Source organism: Streptomyces sp. NPDC016677 (genome assembly GCF_055562815.1).
The window spans coordinates 484406-497534 of sequence record NZ_JBVHEO010000003.1 but is presented as its reverse complement, the minus strand read 5'-3'; the positions used below and the strand labels follow the sequence as shown (position 1 = coordinate 497534).

The following is a 13129-nucleotide window of genomic DNA, read 5'->3' as shown; positions in this document are numbered from 1 at the left end:
CAGCGGCTCACAGCGGGGACGAACGTATGCGGACAAGCCGGTGGCGCGACGGACGGTTGTCCATCGCGCCACCAGAAGGGGTGAACGGGCGTAACTTTCCCGCGCGAGGCGCGTTCGGCCCCGCTAAGGGTTCGAACGGGCCCCGAACGACATGCGACGGGGCGGCCGGATCAGCCGGACGGGTACGCCCAGGCGTTGGGGCGGCACCGGATCCCGTTGTACTCCAGGAACTTGGTCTGCTGCTGCATGACGGGAGCGAGGTCCCCGTCCTTGTCGCAGGTCACGTGGTTGTAGCCGAGACGGTGACCGACCTCGTGATTGATCAGCATCTGCCGGTACGGGTAGATCTTGTCGTCGCCGTACGTCTCCGCGCCCCGCGCCCATCGGTAGGCGTTGATCATCACGCGCTCGGTGGCGGCCGAGTCGCAGGAAACGTTGTCGACCGTGGTGTCCAGACCCGACTTGGCGCACCAGTCGGCGGTGGTGCCCGGGCTGGCCAGCGTGATCACGAAGTCGACCTTGCCGGAGTGGACACGCTCGAACGTACGGGCGCCGTTGTGGGCCCAGCTCCGGTCGTCGTTGATCGTCTTCTGCACGGCCTCCGCGAACAGTTCGCCGTCGAGGTCCAGCCCTTGCTCGACGTCCACGCGGTAGGTGTACTTCTGCCCCTTCCCCGGTGCCTTCGCGATGCCCTCGATCGCGTCGAACTCGCCGGAGCCCTTGAGCGTGGGGCTGAGCGGGTAGATCTTGCCCATCCGCTGCGCGTACGTGAGCGGCGCCGAGGCGCCCGACCCGGTCCCGGAACCGGAATCCGAGTCCGACCGGGCCTTCTGCCCGTGCGCGTCCTCGCCGGCTTCGCGGGTGGCACGCGTCTGGTCGGCGGCCGACTGGGATGCCCCCGGGCTCTCGCCGTCGCGCCCGTCGGCGACCTGTCCGGCCACGACGATCGCCAGCACGGTGGTGACCGCCGCGGCGGCGATGCCCGCGAAGGCCCGCCCCTTGGTGCCCTTGGCCGCCTCGGGTTCATCGGCGAGCGGCCCGTCACCATCGCCGCCACCGACGGCGCCACCGCCGGCGCCGCGCGCCCCGTCCACGGCGCGGACGGGGCCGGCCTCGGCGTTCCAGTCGGTGACGGAGGCGTACGAGGCGGGGGCGGGCGCGTCGGCACGGGTGCGCGCCGGCGCGTGAGCCGCGAAGACGTCGTCCTCGCCCTTGTCGAAGGCGTCGAGGTAATCCTGCCGGGGCCCACCCGCCGGCATCCGGGGCCTCTGCGACGCCTGTGGCCCATGCGACTCCCATGGCCCTTGCGGCGTTTGAGGCGCTTGCAGCCCTTGCGGTGCCTGTGACGCTTGCGGTGCCTGTGGTGCCTGCGGTGCCTGCGGTGCCTGCCGCTGCCGCGGAAGGGGGACACCGGCACGGCTGCTGGGAGCGATGCCGGGCCCTAGGGCCTCCCCGGACCCGCGTGACCCGCGAGACCCATGAGGCCCGGGAGTCCCAGGAGGCCCGGGATGCCTGGGAGTCCCCGGAGGCCCGGGAGTCACGCCGGGCGGCGTACCACCGTGTCCCCCGAACGCACCCCACCCCCCACCGGGTTCCCGCTGCTCAGGGTGCCCGCCGCGCACCTGCCGCACCCCGTCGGCGGGGGTGCCGTCCGGCAGCCTCGGTACGTCTCGGGCCGGTGTCCCGTAGACGGCGTCCGGCGCGGCTTCGGGCGCCGTTCGGCGCCCCTGCCCCGGCGGCACGGCCGGACCGCCCCTCTCCTGCGGACGTCCGTTCCTCTCTCGCGGCCGTCCGTCCGTCTCCTGTGACCGGCCGCTCCGGCGTTCCCGCGCTGCGGTCGCGTCCGCGGTGTCGCCCTTGGGGGCCGGTCCGCGGCGGCTGTGGCGTCCCACGTCGCGCCTCAGCCTCCTGTGTTGTCGTCGGTGTGCAGGTCAGCGGCGGCGCGTCGGGCGTCGCCGTCGGGCGCCAACCCGGCTGTGTCCGCGAGGAGTTCCCGGAAGGCCGTGGCGACCGTCTGCGGATACTCCATCATGGCGACGTGCCCCGCGTCCGGCAGGGTCAGCAGCCGCGAGTCGCGGAAGGCGCGGGCCGCCCGCTGGGCCATGCGGTAGCCGACGAGTTTGTCCCGGCCGCCGTAGATGAGCAGGGTGGGCGCGAGGACCCGTTCGGCCTGGCGCCACAGTCCGTGCTGGCCGCCCACCGTGTAGGCGTTGACGATCCCCCGTGCGGAGCGCGCCATCGCGTCCCAGAAGTACGGCAGCCGCTGCCGCCGCTCCATCTCCTCCACCGCGTGCCGGAAGCCCTCCTCGGACACCTGCGCGGGGTCTCCGTAGCACAGCGCCATGACGCCGCGGACCCGCTGTTCGGCCGTCCAGTCCCGGCTCAGGCGGGTGAACAGCGAGGCGACCCCGGGCAGCGCCAGCAGCCCCGTGGGCACGGCGCTGCGCTGGACGCGGATCTCCGGGAGCGCGGGCGAGACGAGGGTGAGCGTCCGCACCAGGTCGGGACGGGCGGCGGCGACGCGGGTGACGACGGCGCCGCCGAGCGAGTTGCCCACCAGGTGCGCGGGACCGCGCCCGGTGGAGTCGAGGAGGCGGATCACCGCGCGCGCGTGGCCGGTGATCGAGTAGTTGCCGTCGTCCGGTGGCGGGGAGTCGCCGAAGCCCGGCAGGTCGACCGCCTCGCTGTCGACAATGTCGTCCAGCAGCGGCATCAGCGCCGACCAGTTCTGGGAGGAGCCGCCGAGGCCGTGGACGTACAGGGCGGGCGGCAGTCCCGGGCGGGACGGGCGTCGCAACCGCACCGTCAGGGTGATCCCCGGCAGTCGCACCGACCTCAGCCGCTCCCCCTCCGCGACCCTGACGGCCGCCGCCTTCGGCAGCACGTTGGCGGGCGGCACGGACGGCAGCTCGGTCGAAGACATGCGCCAATGTTACGAGACGATCACGCGGGGGTTCATGTGTTCGGCATCACAAGAGAGACGCCGCTGTCCGACGGCCCACACGCACCCCCCTGTTCCCCCTGCACCCCCTCGTACGGCACCAGATCGCACAGCATCCGAATCGGGTGTCTCCTAGGCTCGTACAGAGGGCACCCGTACCTGACCCCCTGCCTCCCGGCGGGGACGTTCACAGAAAGGGAGCCGGCATGGCCATCGACCCCAGCGACCCCGAGACGTTCGAGGACGACGAGGCACAGAGCACCCAGGACGTCGGCGTCGAGGCCCCGGACGCCGACGCGGCCGAGCAGCAGACGGACATCGCCCCGGTCCGGGACGACCCGCTGACCGGCGTGGACCCCGACCGCGCCAGCGAGGCGGATCTCGCGGAGCAGGCCCGCGTGGTCTCCCTCGACGAGGACGACTACCGGTGACCTGCGCCGAGCAGGAAGGAGACCGAGACTGCCCGAACCGCACGCGTTCAAAACATTTTGTGACCTTTTCATCACCGTCCGGTCCATGAAATTCTCAGCTCGCACCGCGCACAGCACGGTTACCGAAAAGTACGATGGCCGCGCGGCGCACACCGCACAGGGACGACTTTGGGAGGCGGCGTGACAGCCATCGAGCAGACAGAGGCGGCACGCCCGCGGGGCACGCGCCTGCCGCGTCGCGCCCGACGGAACCAGCTGCTGGGCGCCGCGCAGGAAGTGTTCGTGGCTCAGGGCTACCACGCTGCCGCGATGGACGACATCGCCGAGCGGGCCGGCGTCAGCAAGCCGGTGCTCTACCAGCACTTCCCGGGCAAGCTGGACCTCTACCTTGCCCTGCTGGACCAGCACTGCGAGTCCCTGATCCAGTCCGTCCGCAACGCCCTCGCGTCGACCCACGACAACAAGCAGCGCGTCCGGGCGACCATGGACGCCTACTTCGCGTACGTCGAGGACGACGGCGGCGCGTTCCGGCTGGTCTTCGAGTCGGACCTGACCAACGAGCCGGCCGTGCGCGAGCGCGTCGACAAGGTCACCAACGAGTGCGCCGAGGCGATCTGCGACGTGATCGCCGAGGACACCGGGCTCTCGCGCGCGGAGTCGATGCTGCTCGCCTCCGGCCTGGGCGGCCTCGCCCAGGTCGTGGCCCGCTCCTGGCTGCACAGCGACCGCAGCGTGCCGCGCGACCAGGCGGTGCAGCTGCTCGCCTCGCTGGCCTGGCGGGGCATCGCCGGCTTCCCGCTGCACGGCAGCGAACAGCACGGCAGCGAACAGCACGGCGGCGAACAGCACTGAGGCGGACGGCACTGCGGCACTCGGCTGTGACGACAGGCTGTGGCGACCGGCTGTGGCGAGCGGCTGTGGCGAGCGGCTGTGGCGAGCGGCTGAGGCCATCAGCGCATGCCGCTGTCGTTTGTTCCCGGTGACTGTTCGCTCCTGGCGTTCTCGCACCGAGCGTGTACGTCCCCTCTCCGGGCTAATGTGTGCTGGGTACGGCGCGGAAGATCGCGCACATCACTGACCGTCGGAGGGACAAAGCCGTGGAGGTCAAGATCGGCGTGCAGCACGCGCCCCGCGAGATCGTTCTGGAGAGCGGTCAGAGTGCCGAGGAGGTAGAGCGCGTGGTGTCCGAGGCACTGGCCGGCAAGTCGGCGCTGCTCAGCCTCGTCGACGAGCACGGCCGCAAGGTACTGATCCCGGCCGACCGTCTCGCCTACGTCGAGCTGGGCGAGCCGGCCCCCCGCAAGGTGGGCTTCGGCGCGCTGTAGCCGAACCGGTACGGGGAAGGGCCCGGCGGTCACGTACCGCCGGGCCCTTCCCCGTGCCCTGCCGCCCCGGCGACGGCCCCTCCGCCCGGCCCTCCCTCCTCCACCCTCCTCCTCCCTCCTCCGCACGCACGAACCGCTTCACGAACGGAGCACAACTCCCCCACAGGGAAGGGTTGCATTCCGCAGGTCAGGGGTATGACGGCTACGACCGTTCGAGCAGGCCGGCCGTGTGGGAGGGACCCCGAGATGCTGTTGGAAGCGCTCAGCGCCACGATCCTCGGACTGGCCCTGGCGTGGGCCGCCGCCCACCGCCTGCCGCACCGCCTCCCGGCGCGCGCCCTGGTCCTCCCGACGGGTGTCGCGGGCGCGCTCTTCGGGGCGTTCGTCACGCACAGCGCGCTGGGCGCCGGGAACCTGCTGCCGATCCTGCTGGGCTCGGCGGCCGTCTCCGCGGCCTCGCTGTCGCTCCTGCTGCGCCCGGCGGGAAGACTGCGCGGCCGGTCGGCGACCGCCTGACCGACCGCCGGCCACGACTCCACCGGGCATCCGGCCGCTGACCCTCGCCAGTCGTCACCGGACCGGAGCACCCCGCACGGAGCCAGGCCGTACAAGGCCGGACCAGGTCAGGACAGGCAGACCAGCCTGGATCATTCCAGATACGCCCGGATCAGGCCGCCAACCCCAGCGCGGCCATCCGCTTGGTGTGCGCCTCGGTGATCCGGGAGAACATCCGGCCCACCTCCGCCAGGTCGAAGCCGTCCGCGACCCCGCCCACCAGCATCGTCGACAGGGCGTCCCGGTCGGCGACCACCCGCTGCGACTGCGACAGGGCCTCGCCCATCAGCCGCCGTGCCCACAGCGCCAGCCGGCCGCCCACCCGCGGGTCGGCGTCGATCGCCGCGCGCACCTTCTCCACGGCGAAACCGGCGTGGCCCGTGTCGTCCAGCACCGCCAGCACCAGTTCCCGGGTGTCGGTGTCGAGGCGGGCCGCGACCTCCCGGTAGAAGTCACTGGCGATCGAGTCACCGACGTACGCCTTGACGAGTCCCTCCAGCCAGTCCGAGGGTGCCGTCTGCTTGTGGAAGCTCTCGTAGGCGGTGACGAACGGAGCCATCGCCTCCGTCGGCTCCTCACCGATCTCGGCGAGCCGGCCGCGCAACCGCTCGAAGTGGTGGAACTCCGCCGAGGCCATCTTGGCCAGCTCCGCCTTGTCCGACAGGGTCGGCGCCAGCTTGGCGTCGTCCGCGAGGCGCTCGAACGCCGCCAGCTCGCCGTACGCGAGCGCTCCGAGCAGGTCCACGACGGCAGCGCGGTAGTGCGGTTCGGCGGCTGCCGCCGACCAGTCCAGGTCCGCGACCGCGGTACGTTCGGCGGGGGCTTCCTCGGTGGCTTCTGCGGGGGCGTCGGCGGCGGTGCCAGGCTTGTCAGAGCTCGTCATGCAGCGCACAATAGCTCGCTCGCCGACGCCCGTAAGGGCCTGGTCAGTCAGTGTTCAGTCAGTGTGACGACGACTACGTGACCAAATCGGCCATCGCGTGTGCGCGAATCCGGGGTATGGTGGTAATGCGCCTGCCGAGTGTGTGACGTACGAGTACGTGTCGTACGGCTACGTGACGTGTTCGTCGGGCCGCACGCATGAGGATGCCCGGTCGGTGGCCCGATCGGCTCCGCCCGACAGCCCTCCCGGCCGTACGCCACTGTGTACGGCAGCCCGGAGGGGGACCCTCAGCGGTTCGAGCGCTAGAGCGTCGGCAGAGGTCCCGTGTCTACGGCTCGCCCGTAAGGCAGCCGACGTCCCCGGCACGGTCCTGACACGACCCCCGCGCTCGCCTCGCACCGCGCACACAGAAGAGGCAGCACCCTGACTACGACGTTTCGTTCCCTCGGAATCCTTCCCGAGACCGCCGAGGCCCTGGAGGCCGTCGGCATCATCACCCCCTTCCCCATCCAGGAGATGACGCTCCCCGTGGCCCTCTCGGGCACGGACATCATCGGCCAGGCCAAGACCGGCACGGGCAAGACGCTCGGCTTCGGTCTCCCGCTCCTGGAGCGCGTCACCGTCCCCGCCGACGTCGAGGCCGGCCGCGCCGCTCCCGACGCCCTGACCGACGCCCCGCAGGCCCTTGTCGTCGTCCCGACGCGCGAGCTGTGCCAGCAGGTCACCAACGACCTCCTGACCGCCGGCAAGGTGCGCAACGTGCGCGTCACCGCGATCTACGGCGGCCGGGCCTACGAGCCCCAGGTCGAGGCCCTGAAGAAGGGCGTCGACGTGATCGTCGGCACCCCCGGCCGGCTCCTCGACCTCGCGGGCCAGAAGAAGCTGAGCCTCAAGCACGTCAAGTGCCTGGTCCTCGACGAGGCCGACGAGATGCTCGACCTGGGCTTCCTGCCCGACGTCGAGAGGATCATCAACCTGCTCCCGGCCAAGCGCCAGACCATGCTGTTCTCGGCCACCATGCCGGGCGCGGTCATCGGACTGGCCCGCCGGTACATGTCGCAGCCCACGCACATCCGCGCCACCGCGCCGGACGACGAGGGCCAGACGGTCGCGAACACCAAGCAGTTCGTCTACCGCGCGCACAACATGGACAAGCCCGAGATGGTCGCGCGCATACTGCAGGCCGAGGGCCGTGGGCTGGTCATGGTCTTCTGCCGCACCAAGCGCACCGCGGCCGACCTGGCCGACCAGCTCCAGCAGCGCGGTTTCGCCTCCGGCGCGGTCCACGGCGACCTGGGCCAGGGCGCCCGTGAGCAGGCGCTGCGCGCCTTCCGCAACGGCAAGGTGGACGTGCTCGTCTGCACCGACGTGGCCGCCCGCGGCATCGACGTCGAGGGCGTGACGCACGTCATCAACTACCAGTCGCCGGAAGAGGAGAAGACGTACCTGCACCGCATCGGCCGCACCGGCCGCGCGGGCGCCAAGGGTACGGCGGTCACCCTGGTCGACTGGGACGACATCCCCCGCTGGCAGCTGATCAACAAGGCGCTGGACCTGGGCTTCAACGACCCGCCGGAGACCTACTCCACCTCTCCCCACCTCTACTCCGACCTCGGCATCCCCGACGGCACCAAGGGCGTCCTGCCGCGCGCGGCCCGTACGCGCGCCGGGCTGGCGGCCGAGGAACTGGAGGACCTGGGCGAGCCCGGTGGCCGGGGCGGCCGTGACCGCGGTCGCGGCGGCCGGGGCGGCCGTGACGAGTCCCGTGCCGCCGACCGGGACCGCGAGCGCTCGGCGCGCACGCCGCGCCGCCGTCGCCGCACCCGTGGCGGTACGCCGCTGGACGCGGCGGCCTCCCCGGCCACCGAGGCGGCCCCGGCCGTGACCGGCGCCGGTGCGCCGGAGGACGGCGACGCCGCCCCCCGCGTACTGCGCCGGCGCCGCCGCACCCGCGGCGGAGCCCAGACCCGCCAGCCGCTGTCCGCGACGACGCGGCCCGACTCCTCCGACACGGAGACCGCGGAGACCGCGAAGCCGGCGGACGCCGCCCTGGTGACGGCTGACAGCACGGCGCTGACGACCACCGACACCGCTACGGCGGTGACGGCACCGGCCGTCACCGAGGCACCGCAGGCCCCTGCGGCCCCGGAAGCCCTGGACACCCCCGCCGAGAAGCCGCGCCGCCGCCGCACCCGTAAGTCGGCGGAGTCCCCCGTGGCAACGGAGGTCCCTGCCGGAACCGCACCGGCGATCACCGAGGCCGCGCCGGTCGCCGAGGCCACCCCGGTCGAGGAGGCCCCGGCCGAGGAGGCCCCGGCCGCCAAGCCGCGCCGCCGTACCCGTAAGGCCGCGGCCGCCGCCGAGACTGCGGTCGAGACCGCCGAGGGCGCCACGGCCACCGAGACCAAGCCGCGCCGCACCCGCAAGACCGCGGCAAAGGCCACCGAGGCCGCACCGGCACCGGCCACCGAGGACGCGGAGCCCGAGGCCAAGCCCAAGACCCGCCGCACCCGCAAGACAGCAGCGGCAGCCACGGCCTCCACCGAAGCGGCCGAGGCGGCGACCGACACCGCCGAAGGCACCGAGACCAAGCCCAAGACCCGCCGCACCACCCGCAAAACCACGGTGGCCACCACCGCCGCCATCCCGGCCCAGACCTCACCGGAACCGGAACCCGAACCCGGAACCGAACCCGAGGCCAAGCCCCGCCGCACCCGCAAGACCGCCGCGAAGGCCACCACCCCGGCCACCGAGTCCGCGGTCGACACGGCCGAAGGCGCCACGGCCACCGAGACCAAGCCGCGCCGCACCCGCAAGACCGCGGCAAAGGCCACCGAGACCGCACCGGCACCGGCACCGGCCACCGAGGACGCGGAACCCGAGGCCAAGCCCAAGACCCGCCGCACCCGCAAGACAGCAGCGGCAGCCACGGCCCCCGCCGAAACGGCCGAGGCGGCGACCGACACCGCCGAAGGCACCGAGACCAAGCCCAAGACCCGCCGCACCACCCGCAAAACCACGGCGGCCACCACAACCACCACCAGCGCCGCCATCCCGGCCCAGACCGCACCGGAACCCGAACCCGGAGCCGAACCCGAGGCCAAGCCCCGCCGCACCCGCAAAACCGCCGCGAAGGCCACCGAGGCCGCACCGGCACCGGCCACCGAGGACGCGGAGCCCGAGGCCAAGCCCAAGACCCGCCGCACCCGCAAGACAGCGGCGGCGGCCACGGCTCCACGGTCCGCGAAGTCCCCGGAGAGCTGATCTCCACGCCTCGTCGGCCCGGTACCGCCCCGCGCGGTGCCGGGCCGACGGCGTCACCCCCGCCCCTGCCCCCGCGGCACCCCCGATACCCTCGCCCCGTGAGCAGGAACGCCGCCTTCACCCCGCCCCCCGGCGCCCGCACGTACCGGCTGCGGACAGCGCGCGGCGAGTTCGCCGCCGTCGACTCGCCCGTGGCCGAAGGAGCCGAGCCGCGCGGCGTCGTGCTGATGCTGCCCGGCTTCACCGGCAGCAAGGAGGACTTCACCCTGCTGCACGGGCCACTGGCCGCTCGCGGATACCGCACGGTGGCCGTGGACGGACGGGGACAGTACGAGTCCGACGGCCCCCGGCACGACGAGTCCGCGTACGCCCAGCGGGAACTCGCGCGGGACGTGCTCGCCCAGGCCGCCGCCCTCGGCACCCAGGTGCATCTGCTCGGCCACTCCCTCGGCGGCCAGATCGCCCGCGCGGCCGTCCTCCTCGACCACTCCCCGTTCCGCTCCCTCACCCTGATGTCCTCGGGCCCGGCGCGGATCTCGGCACCCCAGCGGCAGCGCGTGGAACTGCTGCGGGACGCGCTGGCCGCGCTGACGATGGCGGAGGTCTGGGAGACGATGCAGGCGATGGGACCGCCCGAGGAGGTCGGCGGGCCCGTCCGAGGCCCGGTCGACGAGGAGCGGCTGCGGCTCCGCTGGCTGGGCACCGCCCCCGCGCAACTGCTGGCCGGCGGACGGCAGTTGTGCACCGAGCCGGACCGCGTCGCGGAACTCTCGGCCGTACCGTTGCCGTTCCACGTGCTCTCCGGGGAACGCGACGACACCTGGCCGGTGCCGCTCCTGGACGACATGGCCGTACGGCTGGACGCGCGCCGGACCGTGATCACCGGCGCCGAGCACTCCCCCAACGCAGATCAGCCGCTGCCCACCGCGACGGCCCTCGCCGACTTCTGGGACCGCATCACGGCCCGGTGAACACACCGCGCCCGCCACCCCACGCCGACCCACCGGAATCACCCCCGCCCGCCACCCCACGCGACCACCGGAATCACCCCCGCCCGCCCCCGTCGGCCGCCATCGGAAAGCCGTCCAGGCGCAGCGCGCTCGGCGGGGGCAGCGCGGCACGGGCCGGGTGGGCGCGGAACGCCTCCAGGAAGTAGGCCACCAGCCGCCGGGACGCCGCCGCGTCGTCGGGCAGCGCGGCGACCATGCCGCAGTGCGCCAGCAGGGCCACCCCGAGGTCGGAGGGGTGGAAGTCGGGCCGCAGCGCGCCCGCCGCCTGTGCCTTGCGGATCAGGACGGCGAGCTGCCGCTCGGCCTGCGCGTACTCCCGCACCCGCGCCCGCGAGCGGTCGGGGAAGGCCGCGACGAACGCCGCGGGGAACCCCCGTTCCTCCCGTTGCAGCCGGCAGACCGTCTCGACCAGTCGCCGGAAGCCGTGCCAGGGGTCGGGGTCGGCCACGGCCTCCGCGAGGACCCGGGTACAGGTGTTCAGCTGATCCTCGAAGGCCGCGTGCACCAGGTCGTTCCGGGTCGGGAAACGCCGGTAGAGCGTGGCGACGCCGACGCCGGCCCGTCTGGCCACGGTGGCCATCGGCGCGTCGATGCCGTGCTCGGCGAACACCTCACGGGCGGCCACCAGGATGCGCCGCCGATTGCGCCGGGCGTCCGACCGCAGCCCGCCCGCCGCCGCGAACCGAGAGGGTTCGGCCCCCACTGTCTCTCACCTCCGCCACAAGTGGACGATCTCGTCCGCTTGTCACCCTACGCTCGGCCTGCGAAACCCTCCCCCGCACCGACTGCCGACTCCCGCGAAACCGAGGTCGAGAACGATGAGAGCCGTACTGTACGACCGCTTTGGCGGCCCCGAAGTGCTCTACGTGGGCCAGGTGCCGCGCCCCGAACCCGCGCCCGGCCAGGTGCTGGTCCGGGTCCGCGCCTTCACGGAACGGCGGTGAGCTGCTGGCCCGGTCCGGCCGCGCCCGCCTGATCACGGGCTCCACGTTCCCGCAGCGCACCGGCATCGACTTCACCGGGGAGATCGCGGCACTCGGCGGCGGCACGGGCCACTTCGCGGTCGGCGACCGGGTGTGGGGCATCGTCGGCCGCACTCCGAAAGGCAGCGCCGCCGAGTACGTGACCGCCCCGGCCGACCGGGTCGGGCGGGTCCCGGACGGGCTCGACCTGGTCGAGGCCGCCGCGCTCCCGGTGGGCACCACGGCCGTCACCGCGCTGCGCGACAAGGCCGGGCTGCGCCCCGGAGAACGGCTCCTGGTACGCGGCGCGGCCGGCGGGGTCGGCAACGTCGCCGTCCAGCTCGGCCGGGCGCACGGCGCCGAGGTGACCGGTCTGGCCCGCGCCGCCAACCTCGACTTCGTCCGTGAACTGGGCGCTCACGAGGCCGTCGACCACCGGTCGGTGCGCCCCGCGGACCTGGGCCGGTTCGATGTCGTGCTCGACACCGTGGGCACCGAGCTGCCCGCCTACCGGGCCCTGCTGCGACCCGGCGGACGCATGGTCACGATCGCCGTCGACCCGACCCGGGTCGTCGCGTCGCTGGGCTACCTCGCGGCCAGCACCGTGCACGGCCGCGGCCGGGTGCGGGCCTTCAGCGGCAACCCCAGGCGCCCCCTCTTCGACGACATCGCCCGCCATGTCACGGACGGCGCGCTGCGCCCGGCGGTGGACACCGTCTTCCCGCTGGAGGAGACCTCGGCGGCCCACCGGGCCCTGGAGGCCGGCGGGGTGCGCGGCAAGTTCGTGGTCCGGGTCGACTGACCAGCACCACAGCCCGCGACCCACCACCCGCTGCCCGCTCCACGCGTCTCTAGTACTGCGTCTGCACGTACTCCCAGAACCCGTCCCGCAGCGACCGCCGCAGGTCGGGCTGGCCGCGCAGGGAGTACTGCAGCAGCCCCTCGGCCTCGACCAGCAGGTCCTGGTCGACCGGGCCGGGCAGGTACGGATGGCCGTCGAGGAGTTCCACCAGCGCCTCCCGGCCCCGGGACGCCAGCCACTTCGCCGCGATCTGCGAACCGACGAAGCGGACGTTCTCCCGGGTCGGCCGGCCCGTGCCCGCCGCCTCGTAGACGGGGAGGGTGCGTCTGGAGACGTACGGCTTGAAGAAGTCCAGGTCGAAGGTGCGCTGGCTGTCGACCTCCCAGAGCAGCGGGTCGGCCTGGTTGCGCCCTTCGGGGGCCTCGACGCCCCAGAGGTGGACGCGGGCGCCGTACCCCTGGGCGGCCTCGACCGCGGAGACCAGGTCCTCATCGCCGCCGAGCAGGGCCGCGTCGCTGATAGCGCGGTGCCGGGCGAGGGACTCCAGGTCGCTGCGGATCAGGGAGTCGACGCCCTTCTGCTGGTTGTTGGCGTTCAGGTTGCCCAGCCGTACCTTCACGTCGGGCAGCTCGGCGATGGACTGCTGCTCGGCGGTGTGGATGCGGCGCCGGGCGCCGTCGTACCAGTAGACCCGCAGCAGCCGGCTGTCCGCGAAGATGGTGCGGGCCCGGTCGATGAGCGCCTCGATCAGCCCCTCGGCGTCCAGGTCGAAGGCCCGGCGGTCCTCGGTCCCGGCGACCAGTCGTCCCGCCGCCGCGTACAGGTATCCCGCGTCCACGAAGATCGCGTGGGTGGAGGGCGTCTTCGCCACCTCGGCGAGCATGCGCTGGAGCAGCTCGTTGGTGCGTTCGATGCGGTCGGGCAGGGATGTGAGGTCGTCGTTCATCAACTCCATT

General features: G+C 73.2%; 11 protein-coding genes and 1 pseudogene. 7 read left to right on the top strand and 5 right to left on the bottom strand.

From position 1 onward, the window contains the following. Positions 1–170 precede the first annotated feature (170 nt). The gene (locus ACZ3IG_RS12050; protein WP_467431259.1) at positions 171–1892 is read right to left on the bottom strand and encodes a DUF3152 domain-containing protein; all 1722 of its coding nucleotides are present in this window, start codon (positions 1890–1892) and stop codon (positions 171–173) included. 8 nt (positions 1893–1900) lie between these two features. Further along, on the bottom strand, positions 1901–2923 hold the full coding sequence (locus ACZ3IG_RS12045) for an alpha/beta fold hydrolase (protein WP_467431257.1): 1023 nt from the start codon (positions 2921–2923) through the stop codon (positions 1901–1903). 224 nt (positions 2924–3147) lie between these two features. Here ACZ3IG_RS12045 and ACZ3IG_RS12040 point away from each other — a divergent pair, with 224 nt between their 5' ends. From ACZ3IG_RS12040 to ACZ3IG_RS12025, 4 genes are all read left to right on the top strand, one after another. Further along, positions 3148–3372: a hypothetical protein gene (locus ACZ3IG_RS12040; protein WP_467431256.1), complete on the top strand. Its 225-nt coding sequence runs from the start codon at positions 3148–3150 to the stop codon at positions 3370–3372. Positions 3373–3552: 180 nt separating this feature from the next. Beyond that, entirely contained in the window at positions 3553–4224 is a 672-nt protein-coding gene (locus ACZ3IG_RS12035; RefSeq protein ID WP_467431255.1) for a TetR/AcrR family transcriptional regulator, read from the top strand. Positions 4225–4469: 245 nt separating this feature from the next. Beyond that, positions 4470–4697 carry a DUF3107 domain-containing protein gene (locus ACZ3IG_RS12030; protein ID WP_215172720.1) on the top strand — a complete coding sequence of 76 codons (228 nt, stop codon included), beginning with the start codon at positions 4470–4472 and terminating at the stop codon, positions 4695–4697. A 246-nt stretch (positions 4698–4943) separates the two neighbouring features. Beyond that, on the top strand, positions 4944–5213 hold the full coding sequence (locus tag ACZ3IG_RS12025; RefSeq protein WP_467431252.1) for a hypothetical protein: 270 nt from the start codon (positions 4944–4946) through the stop codon (positions 5211–5213). Between the two features lie 151 nt (positions 5214–5364). Here ACZ3IG_RS12025 and ACZ3IG_RS12020 read toward each other — a convergent pair whose 3' ends face one another. Beyond that, on the bottom strand, positions 5365–6135 hold the full coding sequence (locus ACZ3IG_RS12020) for a ferritin-like fold-containing protein (RefSeq protein WP_467431251.1): 771 nt from the start codon (positions 6133–6135) through the stop codon (positions 5365–5367). A 516-nt stretch (positions 6136–6651) separates the two neighbouring features. On the opposite strand from ACZ3IG_RS12020, the gene ACZ3IG_RS12015 reads away from it, so the two are divergent. Both ACZ3IG_RS12015 and ACZ3IG_RS12010 read left to right on the top strand, forming a co-directional pair. Next, positions 6652–9399: a DEAD/DEAH box helicase gene (locus tag ACZ3IG_RS12015; RefSeq protein ID WP_467431250.1), complete on the top strand. Its 2748-nt coding sequence runs from the start codon at positions 6652–6654 to the stop codon at positions 9397–9399. A 98-nt stretch (positions 9400–9497) separates the two neighbouring features. Beyond that, positions 9498–10370, top strand: a complete 873-nt coding sequence (locus ACZ3IG_RS12010) for an alpha/beta fold hydrolase (protein WP_467431248.1) — start codon at positions 9498–9500, stop codon at positions 10368–10370. Between the two features lie 73 nt (positions 10371–10443). On the opposite strand, the gene ACZ3IG_RS12005 is transcribed toward ACZ3IG_RS12010, so the two are convergent. Beyond that, complete coding sequence (locus ACZ3IG_RS12005; protein WP_467431247.1) at positions 10444–11112, bottom strand: TetR/AcrR family transcriptional regulator; 669 nt, start codon at positions 11110–11112, stop codon at positions 10444–10446. A 115-nt stretch (positions 11113–11227) separates the two neighbouring features. On the opposite strand from ACZ3IG_RS12005, the pseudogene ACZ3IG_RS12000 reads away from it, so the two are divergent. After that, positions 11228–12173 (top strand): annotated as a pseudogene (locus ACZ3IG_RS12000) (NAD(P)-dependent alcohol dehydrogenase). A 49-nt stretch (positions 12174–12222) separates the two neighbouring features. Here the strand turns inward: ACZ3IG_RS12000 and ACZ3IG_RS11995 are convergent. After that, positions 12223–13119 (bottom strand): NYN domain-containing protein, encoded by an 897-nt coding sequence (locus ACZ3IG_RS11995; protein ID WP_467431245.1) that lies wholly within the window; start codon positions 13117–13119, stop codon positions 12223–12225. Positions 13120–13129 lie beyond the last annotated feature (10 nt).